Raw genomic sequence first — 22,742 nt, 5'->3', positions numbered from 1 at the left:
CACCTCATTATTAGGAATGTATTTATTTGTTAAGATTTCTAAAATTAGATAAATGATAAACGCGCAAGTCTAGAATATAACGTATTTAATCCATGAAATCAATGCTTTCAAAGAACGTTCACATTCGATTAGCAGATAATTATTTTTCGAATTTGTCGGGTATCCGACATTTTAACCTAGTTTCGTGTGATAATATATGTATAACTCATCGGAATACTCAACATTAAAGTTGAGCTCATGAGGAACAAGTTAAAAGGGGACTCATCGGATGGAGAGAGAACAAGATTCAACCAAAGAAAGCATGGTAGAAGCCTTTCGCCAACATGGCACGATTCAAAGCTATAAGAAGAATGAGTATATTTTTCAAGAGAATGATGCGCCGAGCGGAGCCTATTATGTGGAAGCCGGATTAATTAAAATATCCCAATCCTCCGAGGAGGGGCAGGGAATCACTTTATTTCTTCGCTATGAGGGTGAAATCTTCGGTAATGCGGAAATCCTGACCCAGATGCCCCGGAAAAGGTATGCCAGATGCTTGGTGGACAGTCAAATTATTACGCTCGATAGCCGTAAATTTCTGGAGTTGGCCAAGGAGAATGCCGAATTTGCTTATTCCTTGGCAGTCCTAGGCGCTAGGCGCCTTTTGCAGACGCAGAAAATGGTGGAGACGCTGATTTGCCGTCCGGTAGCTTGGCGATTGGCTTGGTTCCTGATGCAGCTTGGCAAACCAACCAATGAACAACTGGAGATTAATGTGCCGCTCAGTCATGAAGAAATATCCTATGTCATAGGTTGCAGCAGGCAAACGGTCACGGAAACACTTAATAAATGGCGAGATCAGGCACTAATTGATTATTCCAAAAAGAAAATTGTTATCTATCGTCCGAACCAATTCTTCACTCAGGTATAGACGCATGACGGATAGGAGGTAATTCATGATTGCCATTCATAAGGTGAGCAAAATCTTTTCACAGCGCAAGGGAAGCACGTATACAGCTCTGGATGAAGTTTCTCTCACGATACATAGAGGAGAATTCGTCTCTGTCGTAGGGCCGTCAGGTTGTGGAAAGTCAACCCTGCTGAACCTGATTGCGGGCTTTGAAAGAGCGAGCAGCGGGACGATTACGGTAAATGGGCAAAAAATTACGGCGCCAGGCGCTGATCGCATCGTTGTCTTCCAAGAGCACGGCTTGTTCCCATGGCTGACGGTGCTGGATAATGTGGCCTTTGGTCTCAAGCAAAAGGGCATGTCGAAGAAAGTGCGGTATGATCTTGCGCTTGAGCAGATCAAAGCAGTTCATTTGAGCAAGTTTGTGGATCGGTATCCTCATGAACTGTCTGGAGGGATGAAACAGCGAGTCGCGATCGCGAGAGCCCTTGTTATGGATCCGGATATTTTGCTGATGGATGAGCCTTTTGCCGCTTTGGATGAGCAGACGCGCATTATTTTGCTGAAAGATTTGGAAGACATCTGGTTACAGACAGGGAAAACCATTCTGTTCATTACCCATAACATTCGCGAAGCCGTCATGTTGTCGGACCGAGTTATTGTGATGGCGACACAGCCTGGCAAGGTGAAAAAGGAGTTTGCCGTTCAGGCGGCAAGGCCTCATCAAATGAGTGATCCGCTCATCCATGCTCTGGAGAACAAGATTATGGAAGCCCTGACAGATGAGCTTGAGAAGGTAGTCAGAGAGGAGTTAGGTCATGAATACAGCCTTAAGAAGAACGCTGTTTCTAATTCTTCTGCTGATCATATGGGAGTTGGGATTTAGAATTTTTCAGTGGGGGTGGAAATTTCCTTCGCCGCTGCAAACATTTCAAGCTTTCTATGACGGGATAACGCAGGGGCATCTCCTTGGAGCAATTGGCGCGAGTCTGCGCCGCTTGTTGATCTCATTTGCCATCTCGATCGGAATCGGCACGGTACTCGGTTATGGATTCGCACGCTATCGTTATTTGGACGAAACCTTTGGCTTTCTCGTGGTGGCTCTCCAAACCGTGCCGAGCATTGCCTGGCTGCCCTTCGCCATCATCTGGTTCGGGCTGAGTGACACGGCTGTCATCTTCATTACGACAATTGGGGCAACGTGGACGATGGCGATGGCGAGCCGCACAGGAATTATGAACATTTCGCCGATTCACTTGCGTGCTGCGCAAATGCTGGGGACAGGCAGCGGCTATCGCTTGTTTTTTCAAGTGCAGCTGCCAGCCGCATTCCCGCATTGGATCACAGGGATAAGAGTTGCTTGGGCTTTTGCCTGGCGAGCTCTAGTCGCAGGGGAGTTGATTGCCAAAGGCGTTGGATTAGGACAAATGCTGCAGGATGGGCGCGGGCTTGGGGATACGGCGACGATTCTATGTGTGGTCATTATTATAGCGGTCATTGGTACGATATCGGATCATTTTTGTTTTAAACAGTTGGAGGACAGAATTGTTCTTCGCTTTCAGTTAAAGAAATAATCTAAGGGGGATTTGGGATGAAAAGAGTAGGTTGGGTCTTGAGTTTGGTTATGATGGTCACGTTGGTGGTATCGGCCTGCGGACAAAGTAAAGAAACAGCGGCGGTATCTACAACGGCTGCCAGTACGACTGTGAAAATCGGTATTTTGAAAAATGTCACGCACGCTCCAGGATTTGTCGCCTTGCAAAATAATTATTTTCAACAAGCTTTCGGGCCCAATGCCAAGATCGAAGTCACGCCCTTCGACAATGGAGCTGATTTCGCCACAGCGATAGCAACGGATCAAATTGACATGGGCTATGTCGGCCCAGGACCAGTGATCAATCAATATTTGAAAAGCAAAAATATCCGGGTAATCTCAGGCGTGAACAATGGCGGCGCTGTCTTGGTGGCTCGGAAGGATGCCGGCATTCAATCAGTGAAGGATCTCGTTGGCAAAACGGTGGCCGTCGCGGCCAAAGGCGGCACGCCGGATCTCTCGCTTCGTGTGCTGCTGCAGCAGCAAGGCTTGAAAGTGACGACGGATACGTCCGGCGTGCAGATTGTGACACGGGCCCCGGCGGATACGCTGGTGGCGATTCGTCAGAAAGAAGTGGATGCAACGTTAATTGCAGAACCTTGGGGAACGCAAATGATTCAGGAAGGTTCCGGAACGATCCTCGTGGATTGGAACAAAATTCCGCCTAAGGATGGGAATTATCCGTTGACGATTCTTGTTGCCAGCGACAAGTTTCTGAAGGAGCACCGCGATTTGGCCAAAAAAGCAGTGAAAGCAAATAAACAAGCCATCGATTTCATCGGGCAAAATCCGGATAAATCCTACGAGCTAATCAGCAGCGAATTGAAAGTGCTGACAGGAAAAGGTATGGAGCCAGCGCTGATTAAAGCAGCAATCGATCATTTGAAGCTTACGCAAGACATTGCGCTTGAGGATATTAATGAACAAGCCAAAATATCCTTCGATGCCGGTTATTTGAAAGTAAAAGCCGAGGAACTGGATTTCAGCAAATTTCTGGATACCTCGCTGTTGGATGAAGTGAAAAAAGAAAAATAATCGTTCAGGAACGAAGGAGGCTTTCCCTTGTATATGCAACCCCAAGAAAACCTATTGCCTGATTTTCATGAGCATATCAAAGCAGTGATCCTCGGCACAGGCACACCGAGAGCATTTTATGGCAGGGCCAAAGCAGGCGTTGCGATCCTTGCCGGAGACAAGACCTTTCTATTCGATTGCGGCGGAGCGACCGTGGATCAATTGATCAAGGCGGGGATCATGCCGCAGCGTATATCCGATGTCTTCTTCACCCATCATCACAGTGACCATAATTCCGGGTTCTTCGATGTGTTCATTACGAGTTGGCGTACCCATGTGATCGCGGACCGTGTTTTTGAGGGGCGCAAAGGCCCCATGCAGGTATACGGACCTACGACGACCAAGGCGATTATTGGCAAAATGCGGGAGTCATTCGACTTCGACGTGAATCTTCGCGTGAATTACAATTTCTCGGCAGGCGATGGGGCCGATATTCAGTATCATGAAAGCAATGAAGGCGTCGTGTATGAGCAGGACGGTGTGAAAATTACGGCTTTCGAAGTCGATCATCGCCCTGTTTATCCGGCAATTGCCTATAAGATCGAGTACAACGGCAAGGCGGTTGTCATTTCGGGTGATACGATTCCGGTTGACAGCATGGTAGAGCATAGCCGAGGAATCGACCTGCTCATCCATGAATCGTACAACAAATCGTGGCTGGACGCGCTCATTGCCAAATTCCCTGAGCAAAAGATCGGTTTGTCCAACCCAGCCAAATACCATTCGACAACGTTGGAAGTAGCCGAAATAGCCCGCAAAGCCGGCGTTGCCCATCTGGTGCTGACGCACCACATCCCGGCTCCCGCCGCGAATGAAGAGGCGGAAGCCGCTTATGCGGCAGGGATGGATGAGATTTTCCAAGGAAAAATTACCATGGCCAGAGATTTGATGGCGTTTGATCTTGGTTAAAAGCAAGGCCCGCCCCAGAAGGCTGTTAAGCTTCTGGGGCGGGCCTTTGTTGCGCTTATTTCGCGCACTCGTCGCGCCTATTCCTTACGTTTATAGAACAGCCGTGAAATCCCCACGCCCACAGCACCAAGGCCAATAAATAGCACGGCACGTATGGCTGTTGATACATCGGGCAAGTCGATGAAAATGATTTTGAGCAGCGTTATGAATAAGAAAATGATACCTACGAGTTTGGCTTTTGGCTTTTGACTCATGAAGCCAAGCACGATAAGCAGAATGGCATAGACCGCCCAGACGGCAGAGAGGATCAGATGCTGATAATCATAATCCAGTGCTCGTGTTAGCGCATTCGTGAGCTGAGTGAGATAGACGAGGAGCAGGATTAACTCCAACCACATGAATAATAGATGGGGTTTCAGTCCGTTAACCCCGTCTTGAAGTTTGGAACGGAAGAAGACATATAAGCCAGATAGGGATGCAACCATTATCAGCCAGGCAAAAGATTCTTTGGACAATACCTCATGCAGCGGGTGAGCGAATACAAACAGACTGCCTATGAAATAAGTGAAGGCACCGCTGATTTGTTGGAGCTTGCTTTTGAAAATGGCTCCCAGACATAGCGCAAGGGCGCCTTCGACAAGAATGGCAGAACCCGCTTCATCGCCCTGAAGCACATAAATGAGCCATAGAAATAGGCTTAGAGTAGCGATGGACACCTGTACGGAGAAGGTCCGCTTTTGCCGATACAGCCAGACAGAAGTGCCGCTATACAGCAGCGTTGCCAGGATAAGCATTCCTTCATACAGCCGTTGATCGTTGGAATGACCATACAGGGCATAGACCCAGGCCGTAAGCAGTCCAAAGCTTAAAAACAGAAGTATTCGCTGCCCAATTCGACTGTCTGTGGACCTGACCACGGCGATAGCAAAGAGAAGAAGATGCTGCAGCACAACAATAGTCAAGATCGCCGGACGGTCGTTGGTGACATTCTCAAAAAGCATCGAGATCAGTAAAGGGAGGTGCAAGACGCCAAAGGCCGTGTAATAAGCACCTCGAAAGGAGTAACGCAGCGATAAAATCATCATGGACATGGAGAATAATCCTTCATAACCAGCGAAAACCCATATATTCGGGTGCGATGAATCAACGAGAAACGGAACCAGATATCCAGCCAATAAGGTGATGATCATCAATGCCTGAGAACGGTGTCGGATGGCTAGGTAGACACTGAGCGCAATGGTTGCTATATAAAGTATAAACGCCAGTGTTGGAGGCAGTAGCGAAAATAACATATGAGCCGCGAACAGGGATAAAATCAGAACACCCGTGGCTCCACCCAAAAGGACTTGCCCAAGCGCTGGGCGTTTACGGCGAATTTGCCGTTCTCCTTGCCAGTACATAAAGGCGGCTGCAAAGACACCGAGTAGACAGCGTATGGGTTCAGTTATGATTCCGGCGCTTACGGCCGCCGTAAATCCCCATAATACGCCTAACAGGAATACGACGATGAAGATCCGCGGCAACCAGACGCGAGCAATGAGATGCTCCCAATCTCTGGGCGGTGTTGGTTGTTTAACTGCTATATGAGGCGCCTGCGGGAGGTGCTGCTCGGTAGCTGTTGGTTCTGGAACGGGAAGAGGTGCTGTCGCTTGACTTGCCTGAGTCCTGTCTAGATTGCGGGCACCTGCATCACGTGTGAGGAACTGCTCCATCTGTTGTTCAAGCTCTCGAATCTTCTTTTCCAATGCGGCAACGCGGTTTTCTAATTCCATAGAGGCCTCCTTATGCACATGATGTGGAAGGGATGTTTTTCCATTACACCTATGTTACCATTTGTCTGGGCAGATGTGGCGGGATTTGAAAAATTATAAATGGCGCAAGTATGCTACAATAGGAAGATATCAGATGCAGGAGTTGACCCATTCACATGAATAAGCCATTAAACGAAGATGACATGCTGCAATTCATTACGGAGAAAACGAAGGCGGATCCTAAGCAAATTCAACTGGTTTTGAAATATGAGAAAGCCTATATTACCAAAGCCGAACAATCGTCCAAAGGACAAGCTGACATTGACATTGACGATCTGATTGATCATATTTTGAGCAGACCCGATGTGTTGTTGACGGAATTGGCCGTGGATACGATTTTGGAAGTCGAGATGGATTACTTAATGAAAAATGGATTCGCCGGATATATCGATTAACTTTAGGAAATGGACACCTCTGTGAAGAGGTGTTTTTGTTTACATATTTGGAGTGAACGCGTAGTTATTCCAACTGCCTCTCGCGGAGGGAACTACAGTACGCTATTCTAGCCAAAAGTGTCATTATCGGGAGGTTGGGGGAACTGCAGTACGTTATTTTGCCGTTTTATGGGAATTTTCAACGTTTTCGTGGAAATAAGACCCTGTAGTTCCGCTATTACCCACGCATCCCTACTTTTTGCCTAATTAGCGTCCTCTAGTTCCCTTCCAAGGTTTTGCCGCTAAGATGAAACTGATCTATCAGGGCGGCGAAGCCGTTTTTCTTAACGTTTTTGGGTTTGGGGTGAGCGAAGCTTTCCCCCTTTCTTACTGATGTCCACCACAGACTTCTTTGCTTTAGGGGGTTCGGTCTCAGAGGGCATCTAATGAACTGTAGGATGCTTATAGACCTGGAAATGGCTACTTTGGCGATATAATGAACTGGATTAACGCTATCGATCAAATTTTAGGCGGAAAGGTGATCATTTGCTTGAAATAGGGCATCAGGAATTCATTACAATTTCAGAATGAGCGATTTTGGCCGAATAAAGGGTATTGAGTTCGTTAGGGGGCTTGGGTTTGCCCTCTTATCCCTGATATATGCCAAAATAGAGGATCTACGATCCCTCCGGAGTAGTGGAACGCATCTGCCATGCCTACTATTACATTCACTTTTAAGTTAATTAAATAACATGTATTGACAGCTGATGCGTCTGACATCATAATAATATTAATTAAGTTGAACTTATTTAATTAACTTTTAAATTAATATTATGGAGGTCGTATCTATCATGACTAATCAACCCCGAGCAGACTACCCCAGGCCGCAGTTCGTCCGTGACAGTTGGCTGAATCTCAATGGCGAATGGGAATTTGACTTTGACGATGAGCGCGTTGGCAGCAAGGAGAAATGGCATTTGGGCAACAAGCCTTTGTCCCAGAAAATTCAGGTGCCCTTCGCCTTTCAAAGTCAATTAAGCGGAATCGGCAGCAACGAATTTCACGATGTTGTCTGGTATCGCCGAGACTTGGAAATCCCCGGTACATGGCAGAATAAGCGGATTATCCTGCATTTTGGCGCAGTGGACTATGAGGCATCTGTTTGGGTCAATGGCGTTCTCGTAGCCACTCATGAAGGTGGACATACACCGTTTCATGCGGACATTACGGATGCCTTGCAGAAGGAGTCGAATCGTTTGGTCGTCAAAGCCGTCGACTACAGCCAAGATGTCACGCTGCCAAGAGGCAAGCAATATTGGAAAACGGACTCGGCCAGTATTTTTTATACGAGGACGACGGGAATTTGGCAAACAGTCTGGATGGAAGCGGTAGCGGCAGAGGCTTATTTGGATAAAGTAAAAATCACCCCGGATATCGATGAAAAACAAGTGGAATTTCAATTCTATATCGAGGGCCAGGAGCCGCAAGGCAAGCAGCAGGTGAAGGTCGGGATTTCATACAAAGGGGAGCTGGTCTGCGAAGATACTTACTTACTGAAGTCGAATACGGGCGCGCGGAAAGTTCGCTTGAACGATTTTAACGATCATGGGCTGGGTGCTTGGTGGACACCTGAGCATCCTAATTTATATGATGTCACATTTACGCTGCTGATTAATGAGCAAGTCGTGGATGAGGTTTCGAGCTATTTTGGCATGCGCAAAGTTTCTATTGAAGATGGGAAGTTATGTTTAAATAATCGCCCGTATTTCTTGAAAATGGTGCTGGACCAAGGCTATTTCCCAGATGGGAATTTGACGCCTCCGAGTGATGAGGCGATCAGACAAGATGTTGAGCTTACGAAGGCGATGGGCTTTAATGGCGCGCGCAAGCATCAAAAGCTGGAAGATCCGCGATATTTGTATTGGTGTGATCAGTTAGGTCTGGTCGTTTGGAGTGAAGCAGCCAATGCTTATGAATATTCCGAGAAGTATGTAGGACGCTTTACGAAAGAATGGCTGGCTTCGATCGAGCGGGATTACAATCATCCATCGATTATCGCTTGGGTGCCGCTGAATGAGAGTTGGGGCGTGCCGAATATTCAGATAGATAAGCAGCAGCAGCAGCATGCGCTCAGCATGTATCATCTGACGAAATCGCTGGATCCGATGCGTCCTGTCATTTCCAACGATGGCTGGGAGCTTGTGGCAACTGACTTATTCGCCATTCATGATTATGAGTGGCGGGAAGAAGTACTGACGGAGCGTTACAGCTCGGCAGATAAAGCAGTGCATGCGATGCCGGCGAACCGTCGCCTATTTGTTGAAGGCTACCCCTATGAAGGCCAGCCAATTCTGGTCACCGAATTCGGCGGTATCGCCTACAAGAAGAGTGAGTGGGAAGGCTGGGGCTACTCTGGCGCGGATAATGATGAGGATTACGAACAGAAGCTGCGCGCAGTCATTCGACCGCTGCTGAACTCCGGTGTAGTTCAAGGTTATTGTTATACGCAGTTAACAGATGTGGAACAAGAGATTAACGGACTGTTGACTTATGATCGGAAGCCTAAGGTTCCGGTTGAGGTTATCAAAGCGATTAATAATCGGAACTAATGCAAGAGGCTGTTCTCCAGGTGCGAAAACCGTGGAGACAGCCTCTTCGTCGTTTCCAGCGGCTACTCATCCGCATGCTCAAGCAGTACCACAACCTCATTCGATAAAACGGTACCGGAATGGATAGGCGCATTAACTTGAAAAATATAGCGGGCTGCAGCACGAAGCGGGATGCGCCTTGTATTGGAGTGATGCACGATAGCAGCCAGATACGTAAGTTCAACCGTGGTATCCGGCAGAACGACGCCAAGTTGGAGAGGTTGGTCGACGTTCAATAGGCTAATGACAGAACTGTTGATACGCAAAGAACCGGGGACAAGGTTCACGAGCTGTGAGATCCAGTCGTATAAAAGGACGTTCGTAGCGGCCAGATTCCCTGTGTTGGAGACACGGATGCGATAGGTAATGATGGATCCGGGTTCTGCGCGCTGTGGGGAAGCCGTGATCATGACATCCATAATAGGACGCAATAATTCGACGCTTACGAGATTAGAGAGAAGTCGGTTGGAAATGGTTTGTTCGTCCGGCAAACGGAAGACATAGAGTGCGGTTGCTTGACTGATCAGCAGTTGTTGGTTAACCGAGAGACCAACGGAATTTACGGTGGCCAAATACGTAACCACATACTCTTCACGTGGCTGAAGGACCCCTAAGTAGATCCCACTGGAAATGTACGCTTGGTCGTAAGGAACCCCATCGACGGTCATGCTGCCCACTTCGTAGGAGCTGCCTTCAGGAACGAAGTCAGACAAGCGTATTTCGGCGGCAATATTGCCTTGATTGGCAACGATCATGGTGAACGTTAGCGTATCACCCAAAGTGGCTCTTGGCTGAAGGACGGATTCTACCAAGGAAATCGCAGGATCATAAACATCCAATGTCGATGTATTGGAATTCGTGCGAACGGAATAGTCGCCGTCCATGAAGGTTAGGACGGCATAATTCGAAATCATTCCAGTAGAAGGAACGCTCAAAATACTCACTTGAAATTGAAGGATATCCTCCGCACCAGGAGAGATGCTTCCCAAAGGGATGCCATCCATTGGGGAAGCAGAAGGGTAGCTGACATATCCAATCTTGACACTGCCTGGAACGAAGACCGTATTGGATGGCAGTTCATCCTTGAATACGGTTTTATTTATTGGCTGTTCTCCTTCATTTTTAATTCTAAATTCGAATGTAACGGTATCTCCCACAAAGGTATAGGATTTATTAGCTTGTTTGATGAATCTGATTTTTGTACCGCCAAAAGGAATGTTGACCGTATTGGATCTGGAACTTCCCGTGACCTCTCTGCCTCCGGGCGTTTGGAAGAAGTAGGTGGTTGTTGCCTGGTTTTTCAATTGCATGGTGGGAGGAACTTCCAGAACGATAATCTGAAAAATGACGCCAACGGTTTGATTCACTTGCAGCGTGCCTATCGCAATGCCGACATCAGGCCGTGACATAGGGACAGGAACACCTGCAACAATGACACTGTTAGGAACAAAGGAGGTGCCTTCGGGCAGGGTATCCAAAAGGGTAACTTGTGCATCCAAGTTACCCTTATTGGAGATGGATATTTCATAAGTAATGATTTGACCGATGGCAGCTTCGGTCGTATTTGCCTTTTTGAGCATCATAATAATCGGACCAACCACAGGAGTATCGACGATGTTGGAGTATGCGTGGCTGGTCATTTGACCGGAACTGAATCTTACGACGGACTGGTTAAGCAGGTGATTGGTTGGCTCAGACCCGGCCGTCATACGACCGTCACCTCAAAGGTAACTGTGACAGATCCAGCAACTGGAATAGTACCGATTGGAATACCTGTACCTGGATTATAGGTTGGTCGTGAGATACCATTGACAACGACGCTTCCAGCGATAAAGAGCGTACCGTTCGGAATTGGATCCGTTACGACGACATTGTTAACCGCTTCAATCCCTGCATTCGTTACAACGACTGTGTACGTAATGGTATCGCCAGCAATAGCATCGATAACATTGGTGCTCTTCACCACGGTAACGTTCGGCGAAGAGACAGGAATGACCAGAATATTGGAGGAAACGGAGCCTGATAATTGGCGGCCATCCGGTGGTGAGTAGGTATAGACGGCTGTTGCTTGGTTGGACAATTGCTGTGGATTCGGCAAGGAGTCAACGGTTACATTGAGTGTTATCTGCACGGTGACTGAACCGCCAGGTGCGATTGTTCCCGCGTTGATTCCTGTCGCTGGATCTACCCCTGGCTGGAGAACCCCATTGACCAGCACGCTGTTCGGAACGAAGGATGCTCCTGTCGGAATGGGATCCGTTACCGTGGCAATAGCAGGCAGATTGCCGGAATTGCTCAGGGTTAAATTGTACACAATCGTATCACCGACTGTTGCGTTTGAAGTGTTCGCGCCTTTCAGCAAAGCAATAATAGGCTGGTACACAGGGATAACGACGGTGTTGGAGAACGTAGATGTACCGAAAACACCGGTTGTGAAGCTGACGGATGATTGATTGCTAAGCTGCTGGGAAGGTGGCAGCGCTGTGACAGTGACACTAAACAAGATGGTGACGGTGCCGGTTGCTATAATGGAGCCAAGCGAAATGCCGGTTGTCGGATTTGCATTCGGAGCCACGATGCCGTTGATCGTCACACTGCCAGGAACAAAGGCAGTGAAAGCGGGCAGTTGATCAAAAAATTGAACGTTATTAACGGTTTCTATCCCGCTGTTCGTAATAACAGCGGAGTACGTGACGGTATCGCCAACAACTGCATCCGTTTGTGGGGATGATTTGACGATTACTACGTTTGGCGCAGAGACAGGAATGGTGACCGTATTGGAAACAGATGTACCAGGGATAACTCGGCCGTCCGGCGGAATGAAGGTATAGTTGGCTGTTGCTGTGTTAGCCAAGACTTGCGGATTAGGCAATGTGGTAATGGTTACGCCGAATGTGACAACGTCCGTTGCTCCGGCTTGAGACGTGAACGGGATGCCGACTGTAGGATCGGCGCCAGGTTGTGTAGTTCCGTTAATGACGACACTGTTGGGAGCAAATACCGCACCGTTCGGAATTGTGTCTACGAGCGATATGGATGCGGGATAATTGCCTGTGTTTGAAATCGTTAATGTATAGATGAGCATATCGCCGATTGTGGCATTGGAAGAGCTTGAGCTTTTGACCGTGCCGATAATCGGTTGATAGACAGGCGTTGTTAACGTGTTGGAGAAGGTTACGGCAGAGAAGGCACCTGATGTAAAACTGACAGTTCCTTGATTATTAAGCTGAGCTGGATTCGGTAATGCCGTCACTCTGACATTGAAAGTGATTGTGACAGTTGCGCCAGCAGCAATTGAACCCAGACCAATCCCGGAGACCGGATTTGGCGGTACTGGTGGTGTAGGAGCTCCGGTTATGACCACACTGCCTGGTATGAAGGCCTCTCCCGAGGGCAGTGGATCTGAGAATACAACATTGCTGATTGGCGCAATCCCGTTATTCGTGATAATGAAGGTATAAGGAATAATATCATTCACTACAGCATCTACAACTGTCGTGCTTTTGACGATACTGACATCAGGTGCCGACACAGGAATGGTCAGTATGTTCGACTGCACGGATCGATTGAACGTCCGATTATCCGGAAGAATGAACGTAAGTGCGGCAGTAGCGACGTTGGTCAATAGTTGTGGATTTGGCAGCGAATCGACAATAATGGCGAAAGAAACGGGAAGGGTAATCCCCGGATTCACCGTGCCAACTTGAATACCAATGGCAGGATCAGCACCAGGAGCAGGTGTATTTCCAACGAAAACACTGTTGACTTGAAAGCTCGTATTCGCTGGAATGATATCAGTTAGCACAATGTAAGCAGGATAATTGCCTGAGTTCGTTACATTTAGCGTATAGACAACGGTATCTCCCACCGTAGCATTGATTGTGTTTGCCGTCTTGACTACAGAAATGTTAGGTTGATAGACCGGAGTCGTAATCGTATTGGAAGTCGTTGTGCTAGAGAGCGCTCCGGATGTGAAGTTAACCGAGGATTGGTTGCTTAATTGTGCAGGATTCGGCAATGAAGTAACAACAACTTTGAAGGAAACCGTGACAGATGCGCTGGCTGCTATGGTGCCCAGAGAGATACCTGTTGCGGGATTGGGTGGAACCAGGAACGTAGGGCCGTTGATAATGACGACACTTCCCGGGACGAAAGTTCCTCCGGCAGGAATCTGATCGGAAAATAAGACATTCGTAACGGCAGCAATCCCATTATTCGTTATCACAGTGGTGTATGTGATTGTATCTCCGATCGTTAATGCTGTAGATAGTGTGCTTTTGACCACCGCAACGTTCGGAGCAGAAACAGGGAATGTTACCGTATTGGAAGTAACGGCTTGCGTAATAACACGGCTATCCGGCGGAATGAACGTATAAGTGGCCGTAGCAATATTGCTGAGTACTTGTGGACTAGGCAATGTGTTAATAAGAACAGAGAAGCTCACCGTTGTAGTTCCGCCTGCTGCCAAGGTTCCTGCATTGATCCCTGAGACAGGATCAGCGCCTGGTTGCGGCGTGCCATTCACGATGGCACTGTTCGAAACGAATGAAGTACCTACCGGGATCGTGTCGGTCACGATAACATCAGCTTGCAAATTTCCTGTATTGGTTAGGACAACCGAATACAGGACAGTATCGCCGACAGTGGCATTACTCGTATTGGCTGATTTAACAGCAGCAATTTTCGGCTGAATGACCGGAGTAATGACATTATTGGAGGCCGAGGAACCAGAGAATGTTCCCGATGTAAAACTGACGGCTGATTGGTTAACGATTTGTGACGTTGGCATTGTGATTTTCACCTCAAAAGTCACGGTAACCGAGGCATTAGGAGCCAGTGTACCGATTGGAATACCGGTGGACGGATCGACGTTCGGCATGGGGATGCCATTCACGATCACGCTGCCGGGAAGGAATGAAGTGCTCACATCGGGAATACTGGTCAGCACCACGTTATTGACATTCTCGACACCTAGGTTAGTGACGACGGTGGTATAGGTGACTGTATCGCCTTGAACTGCTGTACTGACATTGCTCGTAGTCATTACGGAAACGTTAGGAGCGGAGACAGGAATGATTACCGCATTTGAAAGTGATGATCCGGCGAGCGACCGTCCATCCGTGAGAGTGAACGTGTAGCCGACAACAGCCATATCGAATAATTGCTGAGGAGTAGGCAAGGAAGTCACGGTCACTTCGAATGTGACGGTGCGCTTAACACCAGCGGCTATCGTTCCGATGAGCACGCCATCAACGGGATTGTATCCCGGAAAAGGCATATTATCGACGATGATGCTGTTGACGATGAAGGTGGAGCCGACAGGAATATTATCATAGAACGTGGCTGTCGCCGCTGCGCTGCCCGAATTGGTGATGTCCACCGTATAGGTGATGATATCGCCGAGCACCGCCAGTGCGGAGCTAGGGCTTTTGACAAGTGTAAGAACGGGCTGCTGCACGACCGTTGTTATGGTATTGGAGAAAGCGGCTCCAGAGAAAGAGCCGGACGTGAAGCTAAGGCTGGCTCTGTTCGTAAGCAGTGGCGGTGAAGGAATCGAAGAGATAGCAGCCTGAAAAACAACTTGTGTCGTAACACCGGCATTTAGAGAACCAATGAGAAAACCGCTCGTTGGATTGGCGGAGGGCTTTGATACCCCATCTATGGTTACACTGCCTGCTTGAAAAGTAAGACCTGTTGGGAGCGAATCATTCAAGACAAGATTGCTGACTTGCACAGGACTGCTGTTCGATATATTAAGCGTATAGATGAGAACTTCACCGAGAGCAGCGTATAAAAGGTTAACCGTTTTCGTTACGACAACATTAGGGGATGAGGCAGGAATATCCGTTGTATTCGAAAGGGAACTTCCTGATAACGTCCGGCCATCCGGCGGTTGATAGGTAAAGTTCGCGGTTGCCTGGTTCGTTAGCCTTGGTGGCGAAGGCAAATTTTGCAGCACAATTTGGAACGTGACCGTTCTTGTTCCTGAAGGCGCAAGAGAACCTAGTGCGATGCCTGTTGTTGGATTAGCAGACGGGCTCGCCACCCCATCTATCTTCACGCTGCCTGCCACGAATGACGTTGTGGATGTTAAGGTATCTACAATCGTGGGCTGAACAGCGATGTTGCCTTGATTATTAACAACGATCGTGTAAGTTAATGTTTGCCCGACGGTCGCATTGGCACTGTTAATGCTTTTGCTTACCGAGACGATAGCTTGATAGATCGGCGTTGTGATGGTATTGGATAAGGTCGTTCCGCTGAAAGTACCGGACGAGTAGGAGACTGTAGCTTGGTTGGATAGTTGTGCAGGAGACGGCAGTGATACAACGGTTACTTGGAAAGTGACGGTCACTGAGCTTCCGGCAGTGATGGTCCCAACGGCAATCCCGCCGCCTGGAGCCGCACTAGGCTTCGCAACACCGCCTACGATGACGCTATTCGGAACGAATGTGGCTCCTGTTGGCAGGGGATCGGTCAAGATGACATTGGTTACACTTGCTACACCAGAATTCTTAATCACGGTACTGTATGTAAATGTATCTCCAATAACGGCGTCTATAACGGAGGCGCTTTTGACGGCACTTACACTTGGAAGAGTGACTGGGATCGTTACGGTATTAGAAGCGGCGCTTCCAGAAATCGTTCGACCGTCCGGCACCTGGAAAGTATAGGTACTGTTCGCTTGGTTAACCAACTGGGGCGGGGAGGGCAGCGAGTTGACCAAAACATCGAAAGTAACCGTTGAACTGCCGCTCGCGGCAACCGTTCCAATGTTCACTCCCGTGACTGGATTGGCATTCGAAATGGTGACTCCATTGACCTTAAAGCTATTGGCGACAAAAGACGTACCTGCTGGAATATTATCGGTGACATTCAAGACGGCGCCAATATTGCCTGTGTTGGAAATTTGCAGCGTATAAGTGACGGTACTCCCAACAGATCCGTTAGCCGTGCTCGCTGATTTTACTATTCCTATGATCGGCGTATATACGGGAGTTGTTACTGTGTTCGAGGGAATAACCCCCGAGATGATATCCCCGCCGGCTACACTTTGGAAGGTAAAAGCAGCCTTTGCCTGATTGGCAACGGAGAAAGAAGCGGGCACGCTGGTCACCGTAGCTTTGTAAGTGACTGTAAAGGAGCTGCCGAAAGCCAAAGAACCAAGAGGCGCGCCTGATGTAATATCATAGGTCGGCTTTGCGACCCCGTTCTGAATCACACTCCCAGTGACGAACGTTGTACCGGTAGGCAGCGCATCAGACAATACAATGCTGGCCGCGCTAGCTGTTCCTGTGTTGCTGATCGTGACGGTGTATGTAATCACATCTCCGACGATAGATCCGCTTGCGCTGGCACTTTTGGTAACGCTAATTTTGGGCGCATTAATATCAACCTGAATGGCATTGGCGTTAACAACATACGCATCTCCTGAGGTTGTCAACTGCAAGATGGCGGATGATTGGTTGTTCACGAGCCGGGCGGACACGTCGATGTTCGTAATGTCCCAGCCTTGCCGGCCTCCGATAATATTGGTGCCGGGTGCACCATTGGTTTGATTCAGGTTGCCGAAGGTCCCGGTTGTGTTAAGCGCACCAGTATCATTATTGATCTGCGAGGCGAAGAAGTTATTGGCAAAATTGTTCGGTCCTGATAATGCTGTGATTGTTGCCAGAGTTGGGCCGAATAACGCCTGATCACCGGTTCTGTTGGCATCTCCTTCCTGAGCGCTGAACAGCGCTCTCCCGCCCAGAGCGCCGGTTACCGGCGTAGCAAATCCGGTAATCGTCGTATTCACTGCAGCGGATGTCGCTTGCACGAGCACACCGCCTACACGGAGCGACATATTGCGGAATGGCAGGCTTGGGTTCTGATAAATGACAGCCAGTGTCCAGCCGGCATGATTCGCTGTAGCATCACCGGCAATGACGATCGTACCCACTACGCCGCCGACCGTATATGTGCCCGCCATCCCTGTTTGGATAAGGGACGTCACATTCGCTGTACGTACGTAACAGAAGGCGTCATTGCCTAGGTTGAACTCGTTTCTTGTAGCTGTATCGGGCGTAATGCTGGACGTTCCGGCTGGGGTTGTGAAGGAGATGGCATTATTGATGGAAGCACTCAAGTCCACGTTGCCATTAATATAAGAGCCGCCCCAGATCAGCTCTGCATATAAGACGGTGCTGCCAGCAGGAACGGTTAGAATGGCTGATGAACTGTTCTGCGTATACAGGCTCGTTGTTCCTGACGGATAAGTCCCATACTTCAAGGCTGTATTGATCGTAGTAAATGCCCCGATGCTGTCTTGGGTCCCTGGTACGGCTATCGTGTCCGAACGGCTCAGGCCGAGTGTGTTTCCGGTGAACGTAATCGCGCCAGTTGCATTGGTTGAGGCCCTGACGACGAAAGCGATGATCTTCACCCCCTAGCATTTATTACCGCTGTCCGTTGACTGTGAGAGGAAACGGTGTGGTGATGGAAGAAATCAAATAGGCCAATGGTTTCAATGTATGTGCCGGCTTAAAGAAACTTGCGTGGTATTTTTTTCCTGTTGTGAAATGTCTTTGGGGTTCTCGGAGGTTTTGTCAGCTGCTCCTTCGTGACTGCTGCTGGGATTATCACCTTATCCTGTTCAATTAGGGGCTCCTCAGAGGGGCGTGCAGGTCTCAGAGAGGGAACCCATAGGGGTTCAGGATAGGATTGTTTGCTCATCCAGTCCCATTCAACAAGAGGCAGATCTTTCTTGATGACCACGAAATGGTACATGATTTCACTAACGACATTCGGCTGCAAATGTTTAAGCATATCGAGTTCATCCGGTTCATACATCGGAGAAACAAATGGCTGCTCATAGAACAACTCCATGCGAAGCAAGCGGAAATCAAAAGGTACGGAGTAGCCAGTGTAGCTGGGTACCGGAGGACAGATTGGACTATCCGGCGGCTGCAGGAAATGATTGGTGAGATAACGGGGCGTATATTCATCAAACTTTTGTTTGAGATAAGGATTAGACATGTGCCGGTAATGATGGGCATAGGGCGCTAAGATACAGATGATGGCTTTGTGGATGCTGACGCGGTACAGATCGGACATGATCGAGAAAAGGTCGCTTGCATAAGGCAGGCTTCGACTTGCCATGATGAATTCAACTGAATTCTCTGGCAAGCGAATCCCGTAATTGAAATCACAAACGAGATCAACGTCAGTTCCGCCAACACGGTCGATGCCAAAAAAACCTGTATGCTTATGATCGCCACATCCTAAATCGAGTTTCATCGGGTTCCCTCCCTGCTAGAGCGTGGTACGCTGTTCTACAGTGTATGGTCAAGGTTTCTCCCAGACCCTGCTTGTGCCTATGCAATCAAAACTTCCTCGAAAGCAAGAATCATAGATGCGTGTGACAGAAAAAAGGAGTTAAGCAGGTTGTAAGTGCTTAACTCCTTTGTGAACCTTATTTATCCCTTGACGGCGCCAATCATAACGCCTTTGACGAAATACTTTTGCACGAATGGATATAAGATCAGAATCGGCACTGAAGCTACCATGATGGTCGCATATTTAATGGTTTCTCCAATCTGGAATTGATCGGCCGCATTCGCTCCTGCTGACATTCCGTCGGTATTGTTCGCAATCAGAATTTCGCGCAAGGTCAGTTGGAGCGGGTAAAGTTCGCGATCGCGTATGAAGATAGAGGCATAGAACCAGCCATTCCACTTCTCAACGGCATAGTACAGAATCATTACGGCAATGACAGGCATGGAAAGCGGGATGATGATCCGAAACAAGATGACCAAATGGTTGGCTCCATCTATTTTGGCAGATTCCTCTAGACTTTCAGGAACAGCCATGAAGGCAGTTCGCATAATAATCAAATTGAAAGTATTAATGGTGAAAGGCAGAATGGTAGCCCACAGGGAGTCAAGCAAACCGACGCCTTTGACGACGAGATAAAGTGGAATCAGTCCCCCGCTGAAAAACATGGTTAGTACCACGATGAAAATGAAGACACGGTTCCACATCACATTTTTACGTGAGAGCACATAAGCCCCTAAAGCCGTTACAGTCAAATTCGTAAAGACGCCGAATACAAGGATAAACAGCGTATTGCGGTAACCTTTGAGGATAGCTGGGTTATGAAACACACTTTTGTAGGCTTCCAGACTAAAGCCAAGTGGTTTAAAGAGGAATCCTTTGTGCGTAATCAGCAGGCTGCCGTCGCTTATTGAAGCGAATGTGACATAAAGCAGTGGATATAACGTAATGATAACTAGCATGAGCAGCAAAATATGAATCAATAAGACGAATGTTTTGTCTGATGCACTTGTTTTCACTTTAGCACCTCCTTTCTTACCAGAGACTGTTTTCACTGATCTTTTTGCTGATTTTATTTGCTGTGATGAGCAAAGCCAGATTGATGACGGAGTTGAAGAGGCCGACAGCGGAGCTGTAGCTCCACCCGAATTCCAGCAAACCTTTGCGATAGACGAAAGAGGAGATAACATCCGCCGTATCGTAGGTGCTGGGATTATAAAGCAAAATAATTTTCTCGAAGCCAACGTTGAGCAAATTCCCCATCCGCAGAATGAACATGATGGCGATGGTCGGCAGAATGCCAGGCAGCGTCACATGCCAAATTTGTTTCCAACGGTTGGCGCCATCAATTTTGGCCGCTTCGTACTGCTCCTGATCAATACTCATTAATGCGGCCAGATAAATAATGGATTCCCACCCGATTTTCTGCCAAATCTCCGATAAAATATAGATGGATCTGAACATCTCGGGCTTTTGCAGCATCGCTGTGTCGTTGAAGCCAATATATGTGAACAGCGTATTGATCAACCCGCCGCTATTCGTGAAATCCTTTACCATACCTGCGATAACGATTAAGGAAATGAAATACGGCATGTAAGTAACCGTTTGCACAAAACGTTGAAACTTCTTATTGGCAAGTTCATTGATCATAATCGCCAAAATAATCGGAGCTGGGAATTCAAAGATAAGCGAGTAAAGGGAGATAATGACGGTATTTTTGAGAATTCGCCAGAAATAGTAGCTGCCAAAAAACTCCTGAAAGTGCTGGAAACCAACCCATTCACTGCCCAAAATTCCTTTGATCGGCGAATATTCCTTAAAAGCGATTAAGGCGCCATACATCGGTGCATAATGAAAAACCAAATAGTACGCGAGCACAGGCACCATCATGAGATATAAGTACTTATTCAGCAAAAAATCGCGCCTGAAGCGTGCTTGGAAGGTGGCTTCTGTTCCTTTGCGCATAATATCTCTCCTTTCGCCGTTCTTTGGGAAGAGGGAGAGCTTACGCTCTCCCTTGTGGTGCCTCTATCTTTTGTTAAAACGGTCCAAGGAGGCTTTTTTAATTTCCAGTGCGCGGCTAAGCTTCACGGAATTGAACTTTTCTACATATTTATCGAAGCTGTCTACGGGCTCTGTGCCTAAAATGATTTTGAGTGTCATTTCATCCACTAAAGTATTGAGATCTGTCATGATTTTGGCTAGTTCTGTGCTTTCTTCCGGTGTCGCTGTGATTGGTGGCAGCTTGTGCTTATCGACATCGGTTTTGGACCAAGTCGTTACCGCATCGCGCTGGGTTTGGAGCGCCAAATACTGTTCGATATAGCGTTTATCCTGTACGAAAGGACCGTTGTAATTACCGCGGATATATAGGGACAAGGCTTGTGCAGGCGCCAGTTTATCCGGATTTTTCATCAGAAGATCGGTGTATTTCGGATAGCCATTTTCCATTTTGTAAGAGGTGCCTTCTGTGCCAAAGTTGAAATACATATGGCCCTCATCGGAGTAGCCGTAGTCAAGCAGTTTGGTCGCGGTTTCGATGTTTTTGGAATTAGCTGTAATGGCAACTGAGCCGCCTGGCGAAAAGGCTGGATCTTTCTGGCCATACATCGCCGTATCGCCTTTCTTTAAGACCGGATAAGGGGCGCCGATAAGTACAGCCTTGGGGTCCTTGGCAACAACGAGCGGCTGCCATTTTCCAATGCCGCCGCCTGCATTTTGAACCGTAACCCCTGTTGCGCCTGAAGCCATGTTGGCATCCAGCGCTTTGCTGTCAGCTGTCGCGAAGTTTTTATCGATCAACCCTTCTTCATACCATTTGTGGAACGTAGCCAGGAAGTCTTTGTAGCCTTTCTCGGCGGGACCGAATTTAATGGTGCCGTTATCGATAAAGAAATCACGGGTTACGCCAAATGCGCTGGCGAAAGCTCCATTGCCCAGTTCATTGAACGGTCGCGGAACACTGACAACGGAGAAGCCAGCCGTCGCGCCTTTTTTCTCCTTGAACGCTTTGAGTGTTGTATACCATTCATCAATGGTCTGAGGAACTGGAAGACCCAGATCATCCAACCAGTCTTTGCGAATAATGGGACCTTGGTAAACACGGAGATAATCGTCCCCGCGAATAAAAGGGAACACATAGTAACTGCCATTATCGGTTTTGGCTTGTTTATCAATCTCGGGATGTTCTTTGAGATATTTCTTCAAATTCGGGGCAAATTTATCAATTGTCTCGTTCAGTTTAAGAATATATCCGTCTTTAATCGCTTTCTCAGGTCCACCTGGGAAAGCGCCTTGCCAATCGAATTCGATCATATCCGGCAGATCGCCGGAAGCGAGCATTACGTTAAGGGATTGAGCGCCCTGGTTCGTTGGAGGTGCAATGAATTTCAAATTGACGCCCGTTTTCTTTTGCCAATCTTGGAAAAATGGGATATCGGCATGAGCGGATTTAACGCCGACCACGTTGCCCGGGAGTTCTCCCCAATAAGTTAATGTTTTGTCCGATTTGATGGGATAAGTGACGGCGGCGCCAGGCGCGGTTGTGCCTCCTGAGGTTGCTTTTGGGCTGGCTGTGCCTACGGCTGATGGAGTATTCGACGTGCAAGCGACCGTTAAGCTTCCCATTATAGATGTAGCGACGAGCATCGTGAACATTTTGTTCTTTTTCATCTTTTGACCTCCTAAGATTATCCGGTTAGGTAAATCGGTTTGTGAAACATCAGAAACGCGGGAACAAGTTATGAGGTTGGGGACTTGATGTCTTACCTCAACTATATGGTAACGCTTACATTTTCACTATCTGCAAAATATCCAATGGCGTCGTGATTTCCGCCGCTATGTTCTACAAAATATCCAATTCCATCTCCAAAATAGCCAATTAGGGTCATTACAGGATGAAAAATACGGAAGGAAACCAGTATGAAGACTAGAATGAAGACCAGAATTAAGAACCCAACCGCGGGTCAGGTTCTCTAAAATTATACGCTTGGAGGTAAATAAGCAAGCTAAACGTTACTACTTAGGTAGCCAAGGAAAGAAGTGAGGAGTGTAGCGGAAGGTTCTGTTTCATAGCGTCGAAGTGAAGCTGCGGATCGTGGCCACCGGTTGTTCTCCACTTTCGACGGT

General features: G+C 47.9%; 14 protein-coding genes. 7 read left to right on the top strand and 7 right to left on the bottom strand.

The window, feature by feature from the left end; genetic code table 11:
* Positions 1-268 precede the first annotated feature (268 nt).
* From LOZ80_RS21900 to LOZ80_RS21880, 5 genes are read left to right on the top strand one after another with little or no spacing between them, the layout of a single operon-like run.
* Complete coding sequence (locus tag LOZ80_RS21900) at positions 269-910, top strand: Crp/Fnr family transcriptional regulator (protein WP_189007653.1); 642 nt, start codon at positions 269-271, stop codon at positions 908-910.
* 25 nt (positions 911-935) lie between these two features.
* Positions 936-1,775: an ABC transporter ATP-binding protein gene (locus LOZ80_RS21895; protein WP_238166694.1), complete on the top strand. Its 840-nt coding sequence runs from the start codon at positions 936-938 to the stop codon at positions 1,773-1,775.
* Entirely contained in the window at positions 1,708-2,463 is a 756-nt protein-coding gene (locus LOZ80_RS21890) for an ABC transporter permease (RefSeq protein WP_238166693.1), read from the top strand. Before LOZ80_RS21895 ends, LOZ80_RS21890 begins: the two co-directional genes overlap by 68 nt.
* Before the next feature lie 17 nt (positions 2,464-2,480).
* Complete coding sequence (locus LOZ80_RS21885; RefSeq protein WP_238166692.1) at positions 2,481-3,518, top strand: ABC transporter substrate-binding protein; 1,038 nt, start codon at positions 2,481-2,483, stop codon at positions 3,516-3,518.
* Between the two features lie 33 nt (positions 3,519-3,551).
* The gene (locus tag LOZ80_RS21880; RefSeq protein WP_238173073.1) at positions 3,552-4,466 is read left to right on the top strand and encodes an MBL fold metallo-hydrolase; all 915 of its coding nucleotides are present in this window, start codon (positions 3,552-3,554) and stop codon (positions 4,464-4,466) included.
* A 77-nt stretch (positions 4,467-4,543) separates the two neighbouring features.
* Here LOZ80_RS21880 and LOZ80_RS21875 read toward each other — a convergent pair whose 3' ends face one another.
* Positions 4,544-6,238 carry a DUF2339 domain-containing protein gene (locus LOZ80_RS21875; protein WP_238166691.1) on the bottom strand — a complete coding sequence of 565 codons (1,695 nt, stop codon included), beginning with the start codon at positions 6,236-6,238 and terminating at the stop codon, positions 4,544-4,546.
* A 155-nt stretch (positions 6,239-6,393) separates the two neighbouring features.
* Here LOZ80_RS21875 and LOZ80_RS21870 point away from each other — a divergent pair, with 155 nt between their 5' ends.
* Together LOZ80_RS21870 and LOZ80_RS21865 are read left to right on the top strand one after the other, a co-directional pair.
* Positions 6,394-6,672, top strand: a complete 279-nt coding sequence (locus LOZ80_RS21870; protein ID WP_238166690.1) for a hypothetical protein — start codon at positions 6,394-6,396, stop codon at positions 6,670-6,672.
* Between the two features lie 830 nt (positions 6,673-7,502).
* Complete coding sequence (locus tag LOZ80_RS21865) at positions 7,503-9,260, top strand: glycoside hydrolase family 2 protein (RefSeq protein WP_238166689.1); 1,758 nt, start codon at positions 7,503-7,505, stop codon at positions 9,258-9,260.
* Between the two features lie 62 nt (positions 9,261-9,322).
* Here LOZ80_RS21865 and LOZ80_RS21860 read toward each other — a convergent pair whose 3' ends face one another.
* The 6 genes from LOZ80_RS21860 to LOZ80_RS21835 all read right to left on the bottom strand — a co-directional run bounded on the left by LOZ80_RS21860 (position 9,323) and on the right by LOZ80_RS21835 (position 22,286).
* Entirely contained in the window at positions 9,323-11,008 is a 1,686-nt protein-coding gene (locus LOZ80_RS21860; RefSeq protein WP_238166688.1) for a DUF11 domain-containing protein, read from the bottom strand.
* Positions 11,005-17,715 (bottom strand): DUF7507 domain-containing protein, encoded by a 6,711-nt coding sequence (locus LOZ80_RS21855; protein WP_443147076.1) that lies wholly within the window; start codon positions 17,713-17,715, stop codon positions 11,005-11,007. The genes LOZ80_RS21860 and LOZ80_RS21855 overlap by 4 nt, the downstream gene beginning before the upstream one ends.
* A 107-nt stretch (positions 17,716-17,822) precedes the next feature.
* A complete protein-coding gene (locus LOZ80_RS21850; RefSeq protein WP_238166686.1) occupies positions 17,823-18,578 on the bottom strand; it encodes a class I SAM-dependent methyltransferase in 756 nt (251 codons plus the stop codon).
* 179 nt (positions 18,579-18,757) lie between these two features.
* The gene (locus tag LOZ80_RS21845) at positions 18,758-19,576 is read right to left on the bottom strand and encodes a carbohydrate ABC transporter permease (RefSeq protein WP_238173072.1); all 819 of its coding nucleotides are present in this window, start codon (positions 19,574-19,576) and stop codon (positions 18,758-18,760) included.
* A 73-nt stretch (positions 19,577-19,649) separates the two neighbouring features.
* On the bottom strand, positions 19,650-20,579 hold the full coding sequence (locus LOZ80_RS21840; RefSeq protein ID WP_238166685.1) for an ABC transporter permease: 930 nt from the start codon (positions 20,577-20,579) through the stop codon (positions 19,650-19,652).
* Positions 20,580-20,642: 63 nt separating this feature from the next.
* Positions 20,643-22,286, bottom strand: a complete 1,644-nt coding sequence (locus tag LOZ80_RS21835) for an extracellular solute-binding protein (RefSeq protein WP_238166684.1) — start codon at positions 22,284-22,286, stop codon at positions 20,643-20,645.
* Positions 22,287-22,742 lie beyond the last annotated feature (456 nt).

The sequence above is a fragment of the Paenibacillus sp. HWE-109 genome (assembly GCF_022163125.1).
Classification (GTDB): Bacteria; Bacillota; Bacilli; order Paenibacillales; family NBRC-103111; genus Paenibacillus_E.
The sequence above is the reverse complement of the archived record's forward strand: the minus strand, read 5'-3'. Positions and strand labels throughout refer to the sequence as shown.